This window comes from Sporosarcina sp. USHLN248 (assembly GCF_037144575.1).
Lineage (GTDB): Bacteria > Bacillota > Bacilli > Bacillales_A > Planococcaceae > Sporosarcina > Sporosarcina contaminans.
Genome location: NZ_JBBCZC010000053.1, coordinates 1 through 21203 on the forward strand (window position 1 = coordinate 1; position 21203 = coordinate 21203).

22 protein-coding genes, 1 pseudogene and 2 riboswitches are annotated in these 21203 nt (G+C 40.9%); of the genes and pseudogenes, 12 read left to right on the forward strand and 11 right to left on the reverse strand.

What is annotated here, in order from left to right; translation table 11 throughout:
* Window positions 1-333: 333 nt before the first annotated feature.
* Together WFH04_RS16255 and WFH04_RS16260 are read right to left on the reverse strand one after the other, a co-directional pair.
* Window positions 334-956, reverse strand: a pseudogene (locus WFH04_RS16255) (YczE/YyaS/YitT family protein).
* The gene (locus WFH04_RS16260) at window positions 937-1392 is read right to left on the reverse strand and encodes a GNAT family N-acetyltransferase (protein WP_336825108.1); all 456 of its coding nucleotides are present in this window, start codon (window positions 1390-1392) and stop codon (window positions 937-939) included. Before WFH04_RS16260 ends, WFH04_RS16255 begins: the two are co-directional and overlap by 20 nt.
* A gap of 112 nt (window positions 1393-1504) precedes the next feature.
* Here WFH04_RS16260 and WFH04_RS16265 point away from each other — a divergent pair, with 112 nt between their 5' ends.
* The 3 genes from WFH04_RS16265 to WFH04_RS16275 are packed head-to-tail and all read left to right on the forward strand — an operon-like array spanning window position 1505 to window position 3120.
* Window positions 1505-1957 (forward strand): MarR family winged helix-turn-helix transcriptional regulator, encoded by a 453-nt coding sequence (locus WFH04_RS16265; protein ID WP_336825109.1) that lies wholly within the window; start codon window positions 1505-1507, stop codon window positions 1955-1957.
* 13 nt (window positions 1958-1970) lie between these two features.
* Window positions 1971-2489 (forward strand): spermidine/spermine N(1)-acetyltransferase, encoded by a 519-nt coding sequence (gene paiA / locus WFH04_RS16270; protein WP_336825110.1) that lies wholly within the window; start codon window positions 1971-1973, stop codon window positions 2487-2489.
* Window positions 2490-2502: 13 nt separating this feature from the next.
* On the forward strand, window positions 2503-3120 hold the full coding sequence (locus tag WFH04_RS16275; RefSeq protein ID WP_336825111.1) for an FMN-binding negative transcriptional regulator: 618 nt from the start codon (window positions 2503-2505) through the stop codon (window positions 3118-3120).
* Between the two features lie 269 nt (window positions 3121-3389).
* Here WFH04_RS16275 and WFH04_RS16280 read toward each other — a convergent pair whose 3' ends face one another.
* Window positions 3390-3869, reverse strand: coding sequence for an NUDIX hydrolase (locus tag WFH04_RS16280; RefSeq protein WP_336825112.1), 480 nt, complete (start codon window positions 3867-3869; stop codon window positions 3390-3392).
* 162 nt (window positions 3870-4031) lie between these two features.
* Here WFH04_RS16280 and WFH04_RS16285 point away from each other — a divergent pair, with 162 nt between their 5' ends.
* The 4 genes from WFH04_RS16285 to WFH04_RS16300 all read left to right on the forward strand — a co-directional run bounded on the left by WFH04_RS16285 (window position 4032) and on the right by WFH04_RS16300 (window position 7215).
* A complete protein-coding gene (locus WFH04_RS16285) occupies window positions 4032-4643 on the forward strand; it encodes a LysE/ArgO family amino acid transporter (RefSeq protein ID WP_336825113.1) in 612 nt (203 codons plus the stop codon).
* Between the two features lie 103 nt (window positions 4644-4746).
* Window positions 4747-5601, forward strand: coding sequence for a hypothetical protein (locus WFH04_RS16290; protein ID WP_336825114.1), 855 nt, complete (start codon window positions 4747-4749; stop codon window positions 5599-5601).
* Window positions 5598-6161 (forward strand): hypothetical protein, encoded by a 564-nt coding sequence (locus tag WFH04_RS16295; protein ID WP_336825115.1) that lies wholly within the window; start codon window positions 5598-5600, stop codon window positions 6159-6161. The genes WFH04_RS16290 and WFH04_RS16295 overlap by 4 nt, the downstream gene beginning before the upstream one ends.
* Window positions 6162-6324: 163 nt before the next feature.
* On the forward strand, window positions 6325-7215 hold the full coding sequence (locus tag WFH04_RS16300) for a CPBP family intramembrane glutamic endopeptidase (RefSeq protein ID WP_336825116.1): 891 nt from the start codon (window positions 6325-6327) through the stop codon (window positions 7213-7215).
* Window positions 7216-7554: 339 nt separating this feature from the next.
* Here the strand turns inward: WFH04_RS16300 and WFH04_RS16305 are convergent, their stop codons facing one another.
* From WFH04_RS16305 to WFH04_RS16315, 3 genes are all read right to left on the reverse strand, one after another.
* On the reverse strand, window positions 7555-8433 hold the full coding sequence (locus WFH04_RS16305; RefSeq protein ID WP_336825117.1) for a DMT family transporter: 879 nt from the start codon (window positions 8431-8433) through the stop codon (window positions 7555-7557).
* A gap of 219 nt (window positions 8434-8652) precedes the next feature.
* Window positions 8653-9060 carry an SRPBCC family protein gene (locus tag WFH04_RS16310; RefSeq protein WP_336825118.1) on the reverse strand — a complete coding sequence of 136 codons (408 nt, stop codon included), beginning with the start codon at window positions 9058-9060 and terminating at the stop codon, window positions 8653-8655.
* Window positions 9061-9162: 102 nt separating this feature from the next.
* Window positions 9163-11349 carry a YhgE/Pip family protein gene (locus WFH04_RS16315; protein WP_336825119.1) on the reverse strand — a complete coding sequence of 729 codons (2187 nt, stop codon included), beginning with the start codon at window positions 11347-11349 and terminating at the stop codon, window positions 9163-9165.
* A gap of 124 nt (window positions 11350-11473) precedes the next feature.
* Window positions 11474-11518, forward strand: a riboswitch (PreQ1 riboswitch).
* A 7-nt stretch (window positions 11519-11525) separates the two neighbouring features.
* On the opposite strand from WFH04_RS16315, the gene WFH04_RS16320 reads away from it, so the two are divergent.
* Complete coding sequence (locus tag WFH04_RS16320) at window positions 11526-12011, forward strand: QueT transporter family protein (RefSeq protein WP_336825120.1); 486 nt, start codon at window positions 11526-11528, stop codon at window positions 12009-12011.
* Window positions 12012-12059: 48 nt separating this feature from the next.
* On the opposite strand, the gene WFH04_RS16325 is transcribed toward WFH04_RS16320, so the two are convergent.
* The 3 genes from WFH04_RS16325 to WFH04_RS16335 all read right to left on the reverse strand — a co-directional run bounded on the left by WFH04_RS16325 (window position 12060) and on the right by WFH04_RS16335 (window position 14705).
* On the reverse strand, window positions 12060-12239 hold the full coding sequence (locus tag WFH04_RS16325; protein WP_336825121.1) for a hypothetical protein: 180 nt from the start codon (window positions 12237-12239) through the stop codon (window positions 12060-12062).
* 12 nt (window positions 12240-12251) lie between these two features.
* Window positions 12252-14207 (reverse strand): aconitate hydratase, encoded by a 1956-nt coding sequence (locus tag WFH04_RS16330; RefSeq protein ID WP_336825122.1) that lies wholly within the window; start codon window positions 14205-14207, stop codon window positions 12252-12254.
* Window positions 14208-14336: 129 nt separating this feature from the next.
* Window positions 14337-14705, reverse strand: a complete 369-nt coding sequence (locus WFH04_RS16335; RefSeq protein ID WP_336825123.1) for a DUF2512 family protein — start codon at window positions 14703-14705, stop codon at window positions 14337-14339.
* A 103-nt stretch (window positions 14706-14808) separates the two neighbouring features.
* Here WFH04_RS16335 and WFH04_RS16340 point away from each other — a divergent pair, with 103 nt between their 5' ends.
* The gene (locus WFH04_RS16340) at window positions 14809-15039 is read left to right on the forward strand and encodes an excisionase family DNA-binding protein (protein ID WP_336825124.1); all 231 of its coding nucleotides are present in this window, start codon (window positions 14809-14811) and stop codon (window positions 15037-15039) included.
* A 325-nt stretch (window positions 15040-15364) separates the two neighbouring features.
* A complete protein-coding gene (locus tag WFH04_RS16345) occupies window positions 15365-16852 on the forward strand; it encodes a glycine betaine uptake BCCT transporter (protein ID WP_336825125.1) in 1488 nt (495 codons plus the stop codon).
* Window positions 16853-16909: 57 nt separating this feature from the next.
* Here WFH04_RS16345 and WFH04_RS16350 read toward each other — a convergent pair whose 3' ends face one another.
* A complete protein-coding gene (locus WFH04_RS16350; protein WP_336825126.1) occupies window positions 16910-17896 on the reverse strand; it encodes a homoserine dehydrogenase in 987 nt (328 codons plus the stop codon).
* Window positions 17897-18020: 124 nt separating this feature from the next.
* Complete coding sequence (locus WFH04_RS16355) at window positions 18021-19322, reverse strand: O-acetylhomoserine aminocarboxypropyltransferase/cysteine synthase family protein (protein ID WP_336825127.1); 1302 nt, start codon at window positions 19320-19322, stop codon at window positions 18021-18023.
* 134 nt (window positions 19323-19456) lie between these two features.
* A riboswitch (SAM riboswitch) is annotated at window positions 19457-19572 on the reverse strand.
* 256 nt (window positions 19573-19828) lie between these two features.
* Between WFH04_RS16355 and WFH04_RS16360 the strand changes: the two genes are divergently transcribed.
* Window positions 19829-20059, forward strand: coding sequence for a DUF2187 family protein (locus tag WFH04_RS16360; protein WP_336825128.1), 231 nt, complete (start codon window positions 19829-19831; stop codon window positions 20057-20059).
* 166 nt (window positions 20060-20225) lie between these two features.
* A partial coding sequence (locus WFH04_RS16365) for a transposase (protein WP_336825129.1) occupies window positions 20226-21203 on the forward strand: 978 nt, incomplete at its 3' end.

Sequence of the window (21203 nt, forward strand, 5' to 3'; positions counted from 1 at the left end):
GAAAATGCGAGGTTTATTTGCCATACCTAAAAAACATGGATATCAGAAACTAATACAATTAAATTTCCAATTCACTCGATTTTGGTCCTTGACTTATTACCACTGGGCTTTGTTCCGGCGTTTCGTTGTCTCTACTCATTTGCTCCCTCCTATTAGTATGTCCGAGTATAAATATCTAAATATTATGTCAATTCATTATAGCATTTTACGGTATATTAGTAAAAAGCATTCAATAAGATACTGTTTTATAAGAACGCAGTTGGTTAGTTCAATGTTTATGCAGTAAGCTCTATTTTGCTATTTGAAAAACTGTATAAACATCTATACAGTTTTTTAATCATCTGCTATGAAATTATCTACTATCTTCTTAGTAAGCGGCATGAACGTATTAAGTAGTAGCCCTCCTAAACAAACGGATAATAATGTTCCAATGCCAATCGGGCCATTGAATAGTACAGCTAATGCTAAAAATACGACGTATATGAGCGTTCTTGAAAAAAACAGTGTTTTCTTAGTTAATTTTTGGATGATTAATGTTAACCGGTCAATTGGAATGGGTGCAAAATTCGTTTGCAAATAGGTTGCAGTTCCTATCCCAATAATGATTAGGCCGGTTCCGAAACAAGCAGCCTTGCTGTACCAAAGTTCAGGTGCAGACCAATTATTCAATAAAAATAGATAGGCATCTATACCAATCCCCGTAATAAATGCAGTTGCCAATCCTAAAATTTCTAATCTCTGCTTTTGTAAAATGGAATTACAGCAGATCAATAGTAATGCGATGATTATTACCAACTACCTACAGTTAAGCCAATATTGATGGACAATCCTACTAAAAGTGCATCAAAAGGCGACGTTCCAATGTCTGAATGTATTGTAAGAGAAACACCAAGGGATAATAGTATAATGCCCAATACATAGAATGCTAACTTTACTTTATTTCGCTTCTTCGTCATTACTTAATAGATCCTTCGACATTAAAACGTGCGGGATTCCGTCTTCCATAAATATTTCTGAAGCAGTTTCATAACCAAGTTTTTGATAAAACCCTTCTGCCTGTGTTTGTCCGTGTAATATAACCCGAAGCATTCCCTTTTCTTTCGCTATTTCTTCCAATGCAGTGATCATTACTTTCCCGATGCCAAATTTACGATAAGGTTTTACGATACAAATCCTCTCTAATTTGCCATAGCCTTCGAGAATTTTTATCCTTCCCGTCCCTACCGGCTCGTCATTAAAATAGGCCAATAAGTGATCACAGCGGTTTGATAGTACGTCAAATTCATCAAACTCATCCTCAAGGGGTACACCTTGCTCTTTAACAAACACTTCTTTTCTAATATGAAATGCTTTTTGCAAATCATGATCTGTTATTATTTTTTCCACTTTCATATATCTTCGTCCTTTCTTCATTCCAAATAATGTTGTAAATACAACTAAAATAAGCTACATTAAATGTATAACGGTTTTATTGCAATTGCAACAATAAATTAAGGAGGTTGCTATGAAGGAAATACTTCGTGAAATTGGGATGATTGCAAGAGCGCTAGATTCTATAAGCAATATAGAATTTAAGGATTATGATCTTACAAAAGGTCAGTATTTGTATCTTGTACGCATATGTGAAAACCCAGGAATCATTCAGGAAAAGGTAGCTGAAATGATAAAAGTGGACCGGACGACAGCTGCACGAGCTATCAAAAAACTTGAAATGAAAGGTTTTATTGAAAAGAAGGATGATGAGCATAATAAAAAAATAAAAAAGCTTTTCCCGACAGAAAAAGGAAAAAACGTATTTCCTATTATTAAAAGGGAAAATGATCATTCAAATAACGTTGCGTTATCCGGCTTTTCCGAGGAAGAAATGGAGACGATCTTTCATCTGTTGCAAAGAGTTAGAAAGAATGTAGAAGTTGATTGGGAGTTTGTGAAGAAAGGTAACAAAAGAGAGTATTAGAGGGGGCAAACCAATGACAATCAACATAACGAGATGCAAATTAGAAGATTTGCAAGCACTTCAAACAATTAGTATTGAAACCTTCAATGAAACATTCAAAGATCAAAATTCAGCTGAAAATATGAAGGCTTATTTGGAAAAAGCGTTTACCCTACAGAAGCTTTCAGAAGAATTATCCAACACCTTTTCAAAGTTCTTTTTCCTCTATTTCAATGATAAGCTCGCGGGATATTTAAAAGTGAATACAGATGACGCTCAATCTGAGAAAATGGGTGCTGAAGCACTTGAAGTGGAAAGAATTTACGTGAGGAAAGAATTTCATAGGCTTGGGCTTGGCACGGTATTAATAAACAAGGCAGTTGAAATCGCAAAAGCAAAGCGAAAAAATCAGATTTGGCTCGGTGTTTGGGAAAAGAATGAGAAAGCCATTCGTTTTTATAGGAAAATTGGGTTCGTCCAGACTGGTTCTCATTCTTTTTATATGGGCGATGAGGAGCAAATTGATTTAATTATGGTTAAAACATTGTCATAAAAGGAGGATTTCTATGTATATCCCGAACTATTTCCGAGTGACAGATGTAGAGGAAATTATTGATTTTATTCAAAAGAACTCTTTTGGTACGCTTGTGACGACAAAAAAGGGGAAGCCAATCGCCACTCACCTACCTTTGGCGGTCACCAAAAAAGACGAAGACTATTATATTACCGGACATATGGCATACGGAAATCCACAGTGGAGAACGTTTGAAACTTGTGGGGATGCACTCGTTATGTTTCAAGGGGCAAATGCTTATATCTCCTCCTCGTGGTACTCACATGAAAATGTTCCGACGTGGAATTATGAAGCGGTCCATCTATACGGGGAGGCAACCATCTTAGAGAGAGATGAATTAATAGAGGACTTAACGAAGCTATTGGAAAAATACGAGAAGCATCGTGAAAATCCGATATTATGGGATACGCTTTCCCCTGAGCTGTTGGAAAAGGAACTTCAAGGAATTATTGGTTTCAAAATTAAAATTAGAGATATTCAAGCTGCCTATAAATTAAGCCAGAACCGAAATGAAACGGATACCCGCAATATTATTAATGGATTGCGAAATGAAGGCAATCCAAGTTCGAAGCAAATAGCAGAATTAATGGTCAAGAGATTAAAAGATTAAAATATGAGACGTTCATTTTTTTACTTATCCGTCCTTTTCTTTCTAACTATACGGATGATAAAAATCAACAGAATAGCGAAAAAAAATAGCAAACCGAAAGTACTAGCTACATCACCATAATTGACGGTTGAACCTGAACTAACAAGAGGTTGTGCAGTTTCTATGTATGTAAAATTAAGCATGTAATCTCTCCAATAGCGTATTTCTTCCGGCGCTTGTTTTCTACATGAATTCATATCTTCCGCATATCAAGCGCCTGCTTTTCTTATTTAAGGTTTTAATTCAACCTTATTCCAATAATGATTTGCTAAAAACTCGTTTAAAATGACTCTATGGCTTTTTACGATAGTTTCCGGCAGCTCGTCGGGGTAAAAGAATTCGAAGTTAAGCGATTCTGTTTTATCGATTATTAGCTCCCCTCGAAACCCTTCTGTAAAATAAGCAACCGTTACGACATAAAATTCATCGCCATTTTCTGCTTTAATGTAATGTTCCGGACCTGAATAGACATTAATTAATTTCAATTCATCAACCTGCAATCCCGTCTCCTCAAGAATCTCCCGCCTTGCTACGTCTTCAGTAGACTCCCCTAACTCCATGAGTCCGCCAGTGATTCCCCAAGCACCATGCGGAAACTTTCGTTGCTGCAATAACAGCCGACCTTTTTCATCGACAATAATTGTAACTGCTCCTACAAATATTAACGGCCTATGACCGACAACTGCTCTTAAATCCTCTATGTAACCCATATTTCCTCCCTATTTTTGCTTATTTCATTCTGAACATTCTAACACGGTTTAAAGTTATCAACAAGTTATGAAAGGAAAGGTTCGTTTCACATCTACCTAATTAGTTGGAGACAAATAGATGAATTCCCCTTATGCTAAAAACAAATGTCGGGAGGAAAAGCTGTGGAAGCATTACTTCATGGAATCGTGCTCGCTTTTGGGTTGATTTTACCTTTAGGCGTGCAAAATGTTTTTATTTTTAATCAAGGGGCGACGCATAAAAAATTCTCTTATGCTTTGCCCGCTGTCATAACGGCGGGGATTTGCGACACAATTCTCATTTCGTTAGCGGTTGGAGGAGTATCACTCATCATTTTAACTTTTGAGTGGCTACAGACTTTGCTATTTGTAGTAGGTTTTCTATTTTTATTTTATATGGGATGGCTTATATGGAGAGACGCAACTGAAGCAAAGATTCATCAGAAATCCAACCCCTTCTCACCAAAAAGACAGATTGCATTTGCCGCCTCCGTCTCCTTGTTAAATCCTCATGCCATTTTGGACACGATCGGCGTCATTGGCACGAACTCATTAGTCTATACAGGTCATGAGAGAGGGATTTTTACATTTTCTTGCATCGGGGTTTCTTGGATATGGTTCTTTGCTCTCGCCATTGCGGGAAAGAAATTAGGACAAATCGATACGGATGGATCACTTTTGAGGAGATTCAATCAAATCTCTGCGCTCATTATTTGGGGCATCGCTCTATATATGGGAATGCAGCTATTATCGTAGCTTGTTCTATGCAAAATTCCCTTTATTCTTAAAACAATGGTGCAATCCCCTTCCCCATTTGAGACAATGAAAATAATAGTAAGGAATGGAAAGGGAGATTGTGTTGAAAGAGCGTTTTTTCTGGACGATGCTCTGCTTAATTGCCATCAGTTGGGCAATCAATTTGAACTATGCAAAGTCCAAACAATTGGAGGAACCTATTTTTCTTGATCATTATATTGAAACAGCAATTGGAGACCAGATTACTTTGTATTATGTAACGAATAAGGATGACCGTTCATCTGTCAATTACATTCGAGCCGGTGATGTAGAAGGCTTTCCTCAAAGTGACTTTTTCATCATAGGTGACAAACCTGCCCCTGTTGATACATTCAGACACCATGAGTTGAGAAGCATAACGTTTGAATTGCGAAATTTTGAAGAGGGATTTGAAACAAAGTCATTTAATGAAATTGCCGTATTTTATTCGGATGGTAGATCGTCGACCGCTTCTATCGGAGAATTGGTTATTCATCCTGAAGGAAGGTTTGAGAAAGATGACCAATTGACTTTGGAGCAGGTTTCCGGTGGGGGAAACAGCATGGGAAGGGTACAATATGCATTTAAAGCTACCGAACCATTGAAAATCCAAGAAATCACATCTCCTTTTAGTGAACAAATTATGGATCAGTTTATTTTTTCAATTAAAGGTTACAGCAATCAATTGGAGAAGCCTTTTGATGAACTTGAATTTCCTTTTGAGGTTGGTAAAGACAAGCGGATTCGCATTGAAATGATTCCTGAAAGCCCCAATTACAACTTTCTTTACTCTTTTTATGTTCGTCTTGCAGGAACAACGGACGAGGGAAAGCCATTTATATCTTATAACCATTATAATGAGCCATCTTTTTATTTGAATTTGTCGCAGGAAGATGTAAACCGAATCATTGCACAAAAGGCTGGGGGGGGTTTCCGTTGAATAAAGCATTACGCCAAATCTTTTGGGGATACTTGTTCATATTTTTCCAGTTGCATGTATTTATTGACCTATTCATGGATCCGATTGGCTACTACCTTATTTTCGCGGGCTGTTCTAAAATTGTTGACGGTTATCCCATGGCCAAAAAAGCAAATACCGTCGGATTGATCGGCATGTTTGTGACAGTTCCGTCCGTATTTGTCAATCTGATGGATCCTGCGATTTCTGATGGTTGGAATGTTTATGCGATTCTCCTATCAATTTTGAAACTGATTGTCGTTTTTTATTTATTCATCTTGCTGACCGATATTGCAAAGGTATTTGGAGATCAGGCATTGCAAAAACGTACAGATAGAGCTTTCAAATTCTATTTTGCAATCCATCTCATGGGCTTTGCTCTTCAGTCATTTTCAGCGAATATGTTCGGAGACGGATGGACTCTTTTAATAATTGTAGTAAATAGTAGTGCCTTGATTATGGAATTTGTATTTTTATTTTTAATTGGCAATATAAGAAAAGTGAGCCCGTCTAACCAATTGCGCATCAACACATTTGTATGAAGGATTTGATTCGGATTGTAACAATGCATGGGAGCGGCGACCGGGTGTTAGTCCTGTAGCTTACTACTGTATAGCCTTCGATAGTGTAGTTTCTAAATGAGATAAACTTCATTCTATTAATCATCGCCCCAAGCATATTTTAACTACAAATGGAGGGATTTATTTGTTCAAAAACGAAGCGAATCAAGTGCGCGCGGGATGGTTGATTTTGTTAGCCTTTGTCTCAATGTTCATTGCCCAACAAATCTTCGCGGTGCCAGGGAGCGTTGTGCTGACATTGATTGATTTTCCTTTTCAAGACGGCAACTACATGATAGACCTAAATGCTGCTTTTGATAGGCACCCTTGGGTTTTTCTAATGACACAAGGCGGTGGGACAGTCGGAGGAATGCTTGCGACCGTGTTATTATGGCGATTCGTCAATAAAGGAACATTAAAAGAGTTAGGATTTCGGGGTTCGCTTAAAGATTTCGGCTTCGGCCTCTTCCTTGGTGCGCTATCAATTTTCATCATTTTCCTTATGTTATTGGCAACAGGGAATATCGCTCTACTAAATCCTTTAAGCAAACCTGAGTTTTCCATTTACACTTTAACGTTTCTTCTTTTATTCATCCTCGTTGGCTTTTTTGAAGAAATGTTCTTCAGGGGTTATGTCATGTCAACAATGGAAAGCCGCAGAAATCCAAAATGGGTAATTTACGTAGTATCTGCGCTTGTTTTCAGCTTAATGCACGGTGCAAATCCGAACGTCTCTGTCTTAGGATTAGTGAATATCGCATTGGTCGGGATTTTGTTCGCTTATATGTTTGATGTGACGAAAAGCTTATGGCTGCCGATCGGCTATCATATAACGTGGAACTACTTTCAAGGGAATGTTTTCGGATTCGCAGTGAGCGGCATTTCTCCGCATGGAATTTACAATGTTTCAATTGAAAGCGGGAATGATGTATTGACGGGCGGTGCATTCGGGCTGGAAGGTGGCCTATTCGCCACTTTGCTTATTGTTGTGAGCTTTTTTGCTACGAAGCTATATGTGAATGTGAAGGCGAAATAGGTTTTATTGGGCATTAGCGGGATTTATTCGCAACTTGAAGCGAATTATTCGTGTTTTAAAGGAATTTATGCGTTGTTGGAGCTATTTATGAGGTACTTGCTTGGAATTATGCCTTTTGAATTTGCTTTATGCGTTGTTGGGTAGTGATTATGCGCTTGTTTTTCATTTTATGAGTTATACTTTTTAGTAGCTACGCCAACATTGTTTTGTAACAATGCTACGTTGTGATGTGAGCGAGCTATATTGCGTTGCGGCCCGTTTACGTTGTAATACGAGGCAATTACGCTGTGTTGCACCGCTTTACTTTTAAGGAAATGTATACACAGTAGTACAGGCTGCCTACGCAACGGCAGCCTTTTCTTTTCTTCCGCTAAATGTCAGCACGACAATTCCGCCTAACAGCAAGAGTACTCCGGTCCATGAAACGAGATCCAGCCGTTCCCCGACGATGATGACGCTTAAGATTGATGCCGTCAGCGGCTCGGCAAGTGAAAGCGTGACTGCTGATGATGAAGGGATGTGCCGCAACCCGCTTGAAAACAAAATGTATGCTACGCTTGTCGCTGCGATGCCTAAGTAAATCATTGTAGAAATACCAGGAACTGTGAGCAAGCCTTCCGTTTCGAATAGAAATAAAAACGGCAAAAGCATAATGGCGCTCACCGAGAAAATAACCGCGACGGAAGGGATGGCGTCCGCTTTTTTTAATACTTCCTTATTGAATAACGTGTAAAAGGCAAATAAAAGTCCTGCACAAAGTGACAAAGTGACGCCTGCTGGATTGACAATCATTCCTTCTTTATTCGAAAATAATAATACACATCCAATAATGGCGAGAGATGTTGCGATGAGCCATATTTTGGTAGGACGCCGTTTGAGCATAAGCCATTCAATAAATCCGGAAAACATTGGCGCGCTGCCTATTGCTACAACCGTTCCGATTGCGATGCCCGTCAAACGGATAGAAGTAAAAAAGCAATATTGGAAAATCGCCATCGCTAAAGCAGACAGAATTGTCGCTTTCCATGGCCAATTTCGAAAGTCGATTTTCCGGAGAATGAGCATAATGATAAGCAAAGTGAAGCCGCCGACCGCAAGCCGTGATGCACCAACAGCTAACGGATGAACTGTTTGCGGCATGAATGTTTGCGCGGTTCCCGTTGTCCCCCATAGCATTGCTCCTAACAGGACAAACAAATATGCAATACGCTGTGACAAAGAAATCCCCTCCCCTTATTACAATGAATATAGCATGTTTTTAGAAGAAAGGTATGGGAGATTCCAATGATCATTGTGAATAACTAAAAATTTCTTTTTTATTGAGTGTCCGTTCATGATTGGCGCATAACTCCTTCAAGTAATTCTATCCAAGAATTACATAGCCGTGAATAAAATTAAAAGGCGAAGAAACATAACTTCGTTTCCTCGCCTCACTACTCATTGTTCTTCTACAATCTTTTTTAGCTTTTGCAATAAACCTTTCCAGCCTTCTGCCATGCGGGGCTTTACAATATCATGCGATTCTCCGAACTCTGTCTGGCCGCCTTCTTTCCACCCGCCGTGGATGAATGTCAATTCGGTTTCATTGCCAGCTTCCTTCAAATCAAATGTAACATACCAATCCTTGCCCCAATCAAAAGAAAGGCGTGTTGGCTGTACAACTTCTGTTACTTTGCATGGTGAGTTGCCCCAAGGTCCGGCTTGAAGGATAAATTCTTTTCCTTCTACTGGCTTCATATCATTCGGCATGAACCAAGCGCCAATCCCTTCTGCAGTTGAAACATATTCCCATAATTTCTCGATTGGTACACTGATCCTAATTTGTTCTCTTATTTCGTTATTCATTCTAAAATTCCTCCTACCTTCCATGCATACGTTTACGTTATTGCACTACTTCTTCAATGTCAATCCATTCATCCATTCGGAAAAATTCCGTTGTAGTTGCCATCAATGAAACAACCCGGATTCCCTCGACTTTTTCAACATCTGATGCGTCTTTCGGTTCACAATTTTTTTTAGGAATAAGCCGATAATAAGGAATCCGGCAGCTGTTGTAATTAGAAAAATCATATCCTTTGTTACCCTATGCCATACGATGCCTCCCACCGCTTCTCTCATGAGGTCGACGGCGTAAGTAAACGGCAAAGCAGGGTTGATCCACTGGAAGAATTCAGGCAAGAGAACGACAGGATATGTGCCTCCAGACCCTGCAATTTGTAGGACGAGCATAATAATCGCCAATGCTTTTCCGACGTCGCCAAACAGCGATACTAACGTATAAACGATTAGCATGAATGCTACGCTAATCAACAATCCAAACAGTACGAAATAGACTGGATTTTTTACGTCAATTCCTAAGATGAATAAATCCCCTAACGTAACAATAATCGTTTGCAGTAGCCCAATCGTCAAAAAGGTCAACAGCCTTCCACCGTAAATCTGGCGGACCGTTAAATCTTCATCTCTCTCCACATCAGTAGCCAATAAAGAGATCAACAGCAGACAACCTACCCAAATGGACAGAACTGTATAGAAAGGTGTCATGCCGGTACCGTAGTTCTCGATTGGGAACAATTTGTTTTCATTCAACAAAATGGGCTCTTCAAAAAAACTGCGTTCTGCTTGTGGATCATTTCTCAGCAAATCGATGATTTCGTTTATATCTGTTTCTCCTTGCACTTTCCTAATCCGGTCGGCAAGCGTTCGGATTTTATCGGCTAAGAAAGGATATTCGTTTAATGCTTTAACAGCCAATCCTTTTCCTTCCTCGATATCTTTTGATGTGCTTTTCAGGACGCGCTCCACTTCCGGCATCGTCGACTGGATTGTCGTTAGCATTGACTTCGCGCTTTGCAATGTCTTCTTTGCATTCGCCGTTTCCGTTAGAACTGTCGGCTCGATTGTATTTTCATACTCTGCAATAAATGCATCCAAACGGACGGACGTATTTTTCGTTAAGTCTTGTAAGTCAGTCAATGTTTGACGCAGCTCGTCCTGCTTGCCTTCTACTAATCCATTCAATGAGCGGGCATTGTTTTGCGCCTCGTGCAATAAAGCCTGCAGCCCTGCTGTCCTATCAATGGCTTCTTGCAAACGTTGTTGGCGGCCAGCAGTTGCATCCGTCGGTTCTTCACCTTTTTCATTGGATACCTCCTTCAGCCACTGTAAATCAGCTTCCACCTTTTCGACAGCCTGAATTGCCTCAGTCATTTTAGAATCCATCTGTCCCTTAACCCGGTCTATCTCTGTGAAATCCAAGTGGAGATTTGCTGCTTTTTGCAAAAAGGCATTCGTTTCCTTTGCGATGGATGATGCTTTTTCTAAGTCCGATTTCACTTTAGGCGCCATCTCGTTCAATCTGTTTTCTGCTTTTGTAAGAAAATCATACGTCTTATTAATTGTCGCCAAGCCTTCACTAATTGTTTTATTTGCGGAAGGCGCCATGTTTTCTGCTTTTGTAATCAACTTCTGAGCTGAATTGGCATCCGCTGTCGCACTTTTTAATAGCCTATGTATTTCCGGCAGCTGCGTTTCAAGGTCAAACACATAGTTCTCGAATTTCTCAATATCCGGCATATCTTGTGCCAATTCGATGCCAAGTCTATTGAACAAATCAAATATGACACCATTGACAGTAGCGATAAATTGGCTACTCACCCTCTCGACAATGACACTTGCCCCTTTTTGCGTAATTTTAGGCGCTATGGAGTTAATTTTTTCATTTACATAGTACTCAATTTTAGCTTTTTGTGGATGATCTGAGACGACAGACCCTAACTTTTCAGAGAAATCATGCGGAATGATCATCACTGCAAAGTAATTTCCATTTTCAATTTCTTCCATAGCCTTTTGCCGGGAAGTAAAGATCCACTTCATATCGTGATTGTCCTGCAACGTATCAACTAACTGCTTCCCTGCTTCGATGTCTTCACCGCGAACATTCGCTCCTACATCTTCATTTACAACGGCAACCGGTAACTGCCTCGTTCTTCCGTACGGATCCCAAGAAGCATAAATATTAAGCCACGCGTACAAAGAGGGTAAAAAAATAAGCCCGCCGATCAAAATTGCGGCAACGTAGTTTTTACTTATATTTTTCAGATCCGTCGTGAAAACAGACCAGCTTTTTCGCATAGTAATACCCTCCTCTCACTCTCTTTTGCGATAGTATACCCGTATTACGGAAGACAGAATCAGTATTGGTAAAAGAACGTATTTATTTTGTATGGCATGGATGATATACTATAGGGCAGGCTTTTGCCACGTGGTTCGTAACCATCCCACGATAAAAAACTAAGGAGAAATGAAATATGAAAGTTAAAACAATGGCAACGAGTGGTATTATTGCTGCTTTATATGTTGCTGTTACCCTATTGATAGCACCTTTTGGATTTACGAATGTCCAATTCAGGCTGTCGGAGATGTTTAATCATCTCGTCGTCTTCAATAAGAAATATATTTTCGGAATTGTTTTGGGTGTGTTTGTCTCGAACTTGCTCTTTTCCGAATTAGGGCCGATTGATCTTGTATTTGGCGTTGGACAATCCGTATTGGCACTTAGCATTACAATCCTCTCCGCAAAATTTATTGAAGGGGTTTACAAGCGAATGCTATTCAATACAGTCGTATTCACGTTCACGATGGTTCTCATCGCATTGGAGCTGAACATCGCTTTAGGCTTCCCATTTTGGATTACATGGCTGTTTGTTGCTGTCGGGGAATTCGTTGTCATGGCTGTCGGCATTCCTGTAATGGCCGCTTTAAATAAAAGGCTTAATTTCGAAAAGCTAATTTAAATAAAAAAAACAGAGAACAGCTATCCATGCCGTTCTCTGTTTTGTTGTTTAATCTAATAATCGATTGTTTTGGTCTACATCTTTCACAGACACTTCTGGCCTTAATTGTGAAGTCACCAAAAGGACGCCGTTTCCATGGCAAACGCTGCAAGCATATTGCCAGCCTTCATCATCTGATAGCATTCCTGTTCCTTCGCATGCTCTGCATGTATTTTCACGATCAATCATAAGAATTCCTCCTTACTGTATTTGTGCATGCCTTTCTTTTGCCCAGTTAATCATGCCACCCTTTAACATCACTTCGACTTGCCTTTTGGATAAAGTATGCTTAACCGCTATCTTTTTATTGCTTCCTTCAACCGAGATCAAAAACTCGGATGACTTTTTAATGGACTCTCGAACATTTGTCAGCAATAAAACATCTCCTTGTTTCAATTCGTCATAATCCTCGGCATTAACGAACGTCAATGGAAGAATGCCGAAATTTACTAAGTTCTGCCAATGAATGCGTGCAAAATCTTTCGTTAGGGCTACGCGCAGCCCTAAATAACGGGGAGCCAATGCTGCATGTTCGCGGCTTGAACCTTGCCCATAGTTGCTGCCTCCAATGATGGCATGACCGCCATTCCCCGTGCTCGCCATCGCTCTCGAGTAATAGGTGCGATCAATTATTTCAAAAGTGAATTTGCTTATTTCGGGAAGATTGCTTCGGAAAGGAAGCACCCGTGCGCCACCGGCCAAAATTTCATCTGTAGAAATATTATCGCCCATTTTTAACAACACGGGCAGCCTCATTTCATCTACTAATTCATCCATTTCAGGAATGAGCGCTATGTTTGGCCCTTTATGCAATTCCACTTTTTGAGCCTCCTCTAACGGCAAAGGTTCCAGCAGCAGTTTATTGTCGATGGTTGGATTTTTTGGTTCCTCTACTTTCGGATAGGGCATATCTAATGTTCTCGGATCCGTAATGACTCCTGTGAGAACAGATGCAGCAGCTGTTTCCGGACTACATAAGTAAACGCTGTCTTCCAAGGTTCCCGAACGTCCCGGAAAATTCCTTGGTGTCGTACGTAGACTGTTTCGCCCGGTAGCCGGTGCTTGCCCCATTCCGATGCAGCCGTTGCAGCCCGCCTGATGCAATCTTGCCCCCGCTTGAAGAAGGCTCGCCACATGACTCTCTTTCACTAAGTCCGTAAGCAACTGCCTGGAAGTCGGGTTGATGTCGAATGAAACCCCTTCCTTCGCTTTCTTTCCATCTACGATTTTAGCTACAATCGCAAAATCCCGGAAACCAGGATTGGCCGATGACCCGACATATGATTGATAGATCGGCGTTCCTGCCACTTCGGAAACAGGTACGACATTACCCGGACTGGAAGGCTTTGCGATGAGCGGCTCTAATTCCGATAAATTGATTTCCTCATATAGATCATAGGTAGCGCCTTCGTCTGCCACTAACTCAACCCAATCATCTGCACGTCCTTGCTGTTCCAAAAATCTTCGAATTTCACCGTCAGATGGGAAAACGCTTGTCGTTGCACCCAATTCTGCCCCCATATTCGCAATAACGTGGCGGTCCATCGCGCTTAGCTGATCAAGGCCGGGTCCGTAATACTCAATTATTTTTCCAACGCCTCCTTTGACATCGTGACGGCGAAGCATCTCCAAAACGACATCTTTCGCGCTGACCCATGCAGGTAATTCACCTGTCAATTTGACGCCCCAAACTTTTGGCATTTTAATATAGATCGGCTCTCCCGCAATCGCTAGTGCAACATCCAACCCACCTGCACCCATCGCAAGCATGCCCATGCAGCCATTTGCGCAAGTGTGAGAATCTGAACCTAATAATGTTTTTCCGGGCTTTGCGAGCCGTTGCATATGAACAGGATGGCTCACTCCATTACCTGGCTGACTGTAATACAAACCGAAACGGCGTGTTGCACTTAATAAGAAGAGATGATCATCCGCGTTTTTATTATCGACTTGAATGACATTATGATCGACATATTGAGCAGACGCTTCAGTTTTAGCCCGCTTGACCCCCATTGCCTCTAATTCCAACATCACCATCGTTCCAGTTGCATCTTGTGTTAATGTTTGATCGATTTTCAACCCAATTTCTTGCCCAGGTTTCATATCTCCGGACAGTAAATGTGATTGAATCAATTTCTGAGTTAAGTTTAATGGCAATCGTTTTTCCTCCCCATATCCGATGCTTTCATTGCATAATTTATTATTGCCTAATCGGTAAGCTTCTATAATAGGCAACAAGAAAAGAGAAAAACCTGTCTCTTCCCTAAAGGAATTGACAGGTTTTTCTTATACATACGTATTGCCGAATTGTGTCCGCAATAGCCAAGAATGAAGAAAGTATTCTCCAACAGCAAGAATCGCCCCCGTTAGGAACGCTTCTCCTAATGAATTTGTATACCCAAACAGGTGTAAACCTGCCCAAAGCACTACAAAGCCTAATAATAGGTCGCCGATCGTCGCGGCCATATTGCCGATTCTCGGCATAATCATCATATCACCTATATAAGAAATGATTAATAAGGCGATCCCTATTATAGTTGTATGCCAAAAAGCGACGCCATAAAATGCAGTTAATACAATCCAAAGAACAGCAAATGTTAAGACTGCTTTCATCAAAATTGCTTTCCCATGATCTACATGAGCATCTTCGTTCATGTTGTTCTCCTCCATTTTTATACTTACAGTGCCCTAAAACTTCAGTTCTATGTACAATGCCAATAGTCGATTATAATGAAAAGGATTACAGGAGGTTTTTGGTATGTATATGACAATTGAAGAAACAGCAGAATATTTAGGAATGCCTGTAGAACAGGTGAGAAAATATGTGTGGGAAGGTCGTATTCGATCAGTGCATGACGGCGAGCAATTTGTCATCAATCGAAGCCAATTCGATACTTATTTTAAACAACTCGAAACGTTAAAAAAACAAATGGAAGAATATTTAAATGAACCGCTCCCGCCTGATCGGGATATTAAAGATGAAGACTGAATCGATTGGCGGAATTCCCTAAAATAAAGATAATATTGTGGACAACAAGTAGGATTAAAAAAAGCCTTTGCGGGTAAACTGAAAGCAATAATATCCCGTAGGCAAAAAGACACAATTTTTTTATTCAATTCGACATAGATTCCCAATAAATAGATCCTAACTGTAAGACCTTTGAACACTTTCATGAAGCAGTTTATTCACGCTTTATAAAAAAATAAAGCGCATTATTGTATTCGTTATTGCACGATTACTCCTTTTGCTTTCCCGCTGCATGATTGGTATAGTAGATAGTCGTTTCAAAAATCCATTTTTCATAGGGGGAAACATGCGAAAAATATCAAATGTATTTTATATAACAATCGGCCTGATTATATTGGCGGTCGGATTTGGGGTTGCCGATTCAGATCGCTTTGAAACCGTCACAACAGCCATCAAATCATTCGTCTCATCCACATTCGGATGGTATTATATGCTTCTGCTATCTTTCTTGCTTGTATTGAGCATTTTCTTCATTTTCAGCCCATACGGCAAGATTCGTTTAGGAAAAGATTCTGACCGTCCGTCGTTTTCAACGATTACTTGGATTGCCATGCTCTTTTCTGCCGGAATGGGAATTGGTCTAGTCTTTTATGGGGCTGCTGAACCGCTATCTCACTACGCGATCAATCCCGCAACAGAAGAACCTAATACAGATGCCGCTTTTAAAGAAGCGATGCGGTATTCCTTTTTCCATTGGGGCTTTCATGTATGGGCCATGTACGGTATTGTCGCTTTGTCGCTTGCGTATTTCCAATTCCGTAAAGGAGAACCGGGGTTAATTTCAGCAACATTGAAGCCGATTTTCGGTAAAAAAATGAAGGGGCCTTGGGGCGTCCTCATCGATGTACTTGCCGTTTTTGCAACAGCTTTTGGCGTTGCCACTTCTCTCGGCTTCGGTGCTGTTCAAATTAACGCAGGGCTGAATTATCTTTTCGGCTTTACAATTGGCTTCACTACACAACTGATTATCATCGCTGTTGTGACTGTTCTGTTCATCATGTCTGCATGGTCGGGGCTCAGTAAAGGAATCAAATATTTATCAAACGCAAACTTAATACTCGCGCTTGCATTATTAGGGTTTGTCTTGATCCTTGGTCCAACATTGCTCATTTTTAATATTTTTACTGACTCTCTTGGCGGCTATCTATCCAATTTAGTATCAATGAGTTTCCGTACAGCTCCTTTAAATGCTTCGCATCGCGAGTGGATGGATACGTGGACGATTTTCTATTGGGCTTGGTGGATTTCATGGGCGCCATTCGTCAGTATGTTCATTGCTCGCGTTTCGAAGGGCAGAACAATTCGGGAATTTATGGCCGTTGTCATGTTAGCACCAACTCTTTTAAGTGCCATCTGGTTTTCCGCATTCGGAACGACTGCCATTAACGCTCAAAAAGAAGGACTTGCGGACTTAGCAAAAGCATCTACCGAATTGACGATCTTTGAGATGTTCCATACAATGCCAATATCATTTATCGTTTCTCTTTTCGCAGTTCTGTTAATTGCATGCTTTTTCATAACATCCGCAGACTCGGCGACATTTGTATTAGGCATGCAGTCAACGTATGGTTCATTGACACCATCAAATAGCGTAAAAATCACATGGGGTGTCATCCAATCAGCCATTGCAGTCATCTTGCTGTCTGTGAATGGACTAACAGCATTGCAAAATACGATCATTATTGCTGCTTTGCCATTCTCTTTCATCATGTTGCTCATGATCATTTCTTTGATCAAAGCATTGCAAGGCGAAAGGCCAAAGAAAAAAGCATAAGAGACAATTGAACTCATGTAAAAAGGAGGACGGGGTACTATCCCCTCCTCCTTTTGATTAATTTGTCACCATCACCACTTCTTGCTGGCGAATGATATGAAGCAAATCAGCAACCATTGCGCTGCCTGTAGGATACATGCCGGCGCCAGGACCGACTAAAGTCAGCTGTCCAAGATATTCTGTTTCTATAATGATTGCATTGTCGACACCGTCTATACTGAAAAGCGGATGATTCGCTCCAATTAAGACAGGTCCTACCGTACCTAACAGCTTGTCGTTGTCATCTATCCATATATCTGCAACGTGACGATATCGAAGATCGCCTTTTGAAGCATCTATCACATCAATTGGTTGAATATGCTCGATCCCTACCACCGGGACGTCTTCCCAATCTGGTTGTTGACCGAAAGATAGAGAGCTTAGGATCATCAGCTTACGGAATGCATCTGTGCCGTCCACATCATCGGATGGATCCGCTTCCGCAAAGCCGTTTTTCTGAGCATCCAATAGCGCTTTTTTAAATGGCGATCCCTCTTCACGCATTTTCGTCAAAATGAAATTCGAAGTACCATTTAAGATTCCTTGAATCCGTTTTATGCGGTCACCGGCCAATAGATTGCTAACCGTCCGAATGACCGGGACACCGCCTGCCGTTGTCGCTTCAAAACCAACTTGCACATTACGGAACTCTGCATGTTTCAATAGAGCTGGACCGTGTTTAGCAAACATTTTTTTATTGGCCGTTATAATATGGCAGCCTTTTTCTATCGCATCTGATAAATATGTGTAAGCAGGCTCTTCCCCGACAATTGCTTCGAACACAACGTCTATTTCCGGATCGTCTAAGATATCTCGAATATTATCGGTAATTTTCACACCACTAATCGGCTTGCGTTTTTTCGTCTTATCTTTCACAAGGATGGTGACGACATCAACCGTGAAACCTGTATTTTCTCTTATTTCTTCACGCTTCTCTTGTAAAATTCTATACACACCTTCACCGACAGTGCCAAAACCTAAGATCGCTGCTTTGAATGACGGCATTCCATCCACCTCCTTTCAAAAGCGCAGGGGGCATTTACTTTAGTTCACTATGTTGCAATTCTAAACAAGATGCTATTGCATCATAAGCGAAGCATTGGACTGTCCCCTGCAACTACTTATGAACCTATTGAACTGTAACCGGCGCTGCTTTTTCAATCGCTTGTTGCAAGTCTGCAATGATATCTTCAGGCGACTCGAGACCGACAGACAAGCGAATCAACTCTTCGGTTACACCGGAGTTTTCCAAGTCTTCAGCAGACAATTGCTGATGTGTAGTGGATGCAGGGTGAATGATCAATGACTTGGCATCACCGACGTTGGCGACATGCGACCAAATCTCGATATTGTCAATCACCTTACGCCCCGCTTCACGTCCACCTTTAATGCCGAAAACAATAATGGAACCGAAGCCGTTTTTCAAATACTTCTTAGCATGCTCATGTGAAGGGTGGTCTTCCAAACCTGTGTAAGTTACCCACTCAACAGATGGATGGGACTGTAGGAAAGCGGCAACTTTCTGAGCATTTTCATTATGTCTCACCACTCGGAGATGAAGTGTCTCCAAACCTTGGAGGAAATTGAACGCGCTATCTGGGTCCAAGCAAGGACCAAAATCACGCAATAATTGGACGCGAAGCTTCATAGCAAAAGCTGCTGCCGCCGTGTCGACGCCATAGCGAAGACCATGATATGTTTCGTCCGGCTCTGTAAACAAAGGGAATTTCCCTTTCGTCCAATCAAATTTGCCCGCATCGACTACGATGCCGCCAATTGTCGTGCCGTGACCGCCAATCCATTTTGTGGCGGAATGGATCACTACATCGGCCCCGAATTCAATCGGATTGCAGCCATAAGGTGAAGCAAAAGTATTATCAATGAGCAACGGTATATCATGCGCATGAGCAATCTCCGCCACCGCTTCGATATCTAAAACGTGTAAGCTTGGATTTCCGATTGTTTCAGCAAATAAAGCCTTTGTCTTATCTGTAATTGCGGCTTTAAAGTTTTCAGGATTCGTAGCGTCGACGAACTTCACATTGATGCCATAGCGCGGCAGCGTCACTGCGAATAAATTATATGTTCCGCCGTATAGATTGCTTGCCGCTACGATTTCATCGCCAGCGCCCGCAATGTTTAAAATCGAAAACGCGATTGCCGCCATGCCAGAAGATAGTGCGACCGCAGCTGTACCTCCTTCAAGTAGCGCAATGCGTTCTTCAAATACCGCTACAGTCGGATTCGTGATTCGAGTGTAAATATTGCCCGCTTCTTGCAGGCCAAATAAGTTTTGTGCATGTTCAGTATCGCGGAAAACGAACGAAGTCGTCCGATGGATTGGTACGGCTCTTGATCCTGTAATTGGATCTGGCTTTTGGCCGCCATGTAGAAGAAGTGTTTCCGGTTGAAGAGAGTTGTTTGCAGTCATGTGTATTACCTCCAAAGTATTAGTGTAAGATGAAAATGCAACAAATAATGTGCAATGCGGAGGCGTTGGGGGTTTTTGGAATAAAAAAATAACCCCTTTCGCTAAGAAGAGGGTTACGCTTTCGCTTATTCCTCCCCTTATCTTTCAGACCGTTTGCACGAATCTGTAGGAAGTAGCACCTTTGCAAGTTCGTCACTTGCTGGTTGCCGGGCATCGCAGGGCCTAGTCCCTCCGCCGCTCTTGATAAGAGTATGGGTGATTCAGTTTTTCATCTTGTTGTACAGTATAGGAGGACCAATTTTAAAAGTCAAGAGATTCTTATTATTTTTCTGAAACTTATGTTGCAATTCTACTTTCAGCGAAGTTCGACAATTTGTGGTATACTATCAATAGACAACTTGATAGGGATCGGTTACAACCAGTTGTTTTCCATCATGCTTTTGATTGCTTAGGACAGGCCTAAGCATTTTTTTCATTTTGAAAGATGATGAGAATGAACGGTAGGAGTGATTCGATTGACTTTTTCACGTAAGGAAAAACCTGTTTCAGATTTTGTCGCTGCGCGTCATATCGACGAAGAGATTTCCTTCGTCCGCAATGACCATAGAGTAAATGGAACGATTCATAAAATACTCGAGAACTCGGTCATTGTAAAGATTTCAGAAGATGACGCCGACCGAATTGGCGTAGCTTCCAATTTAACCGTTGTTTCCCATAAGAACTACACTGTAGATTAATTATACGAAGAGGCTGGGACAAAACCCACCTCTAATTGAAAAAGCCGGTGAACTTTTACGACGAGTAAAAGTTCACCGGCTTTGATTAATATTTGAATAAAAATAAGGACCCACTTCTGATAAAATAAAGTCACTACACAAAACCTTATCAGAAAGAAGGATCCTTATGTTTAAAGATTATAACATGAATCAACTCGTTTTGCCTTTAGATTTAGAAGTGAAATTACAAAAAAATGATATCGCCTTCCATATCCATCATTTGGTTGAAAGTATCCCTTCTGAAGCATTCGAACCATTTCTTCGAAATGAGGGTTGTCCTGCCTACCACCCACGCATGATGCTTAAAATTATTTTATGCGGCTACACGCAATCTGCCTTTTCAGGGCGTAAAATTGAAGCCCTATTGAAAGACAGTATCCGAATGATGTGGCTGGCTCAAGGGCATGAACCTAGCTACCGCACAATCAATCGATTCCGTGTCCAATCAGAAGTGAAGGATCTCATTCGCCAATGTTTTGTCCAATTCCGTTGCCAGCTTGTGCAAGAAAATAGGATTGATCAAGAAGCGATTTTTATTGACGGCACTAAAATCGAAGCGAATGCGAATAAATTTACGTTCGTATGGAAGAAATCTGTCGATAAATTTCACCAGAGTTTAGTTGAAAAGTCCAATCAGCTTTATAATGAACTACTTGAAAAAGAAATTATGCCAGAAATCGAACGGGAAAGCGGAGAAGAATTATCACCGGAAGAACTCGCTCAATTGGTTCAAAAAGTGGACGAAGTGATTTCTGAGTATGATCAAAAAATTGAAGAAACTTTTGACTCAAAAGAGCGAAAAGTATTGAGAAGTGAACGGAAATTTCCAAAGCAGGCACGCAAAAAACTCATCGATTTCATCGTGCGAAAACTGAAGTACCAGAAGGATTTCGAGATATTCGGCAGAAGAAACAGCTATTCGAAAACGGATCATGATGCGACGTTCATGCGAATGAAAGATGACTATATGAAGAATGGGCAATTGAAAGCAGGATATAACGTACAAGTTGCGACTGAAGGTCAATATGCCCTTGCCTACAGTTTATTTTCGAATCCAACAGACACACGTACATTAATCCCCTTCCTGGACATAATCGAGCAGGAT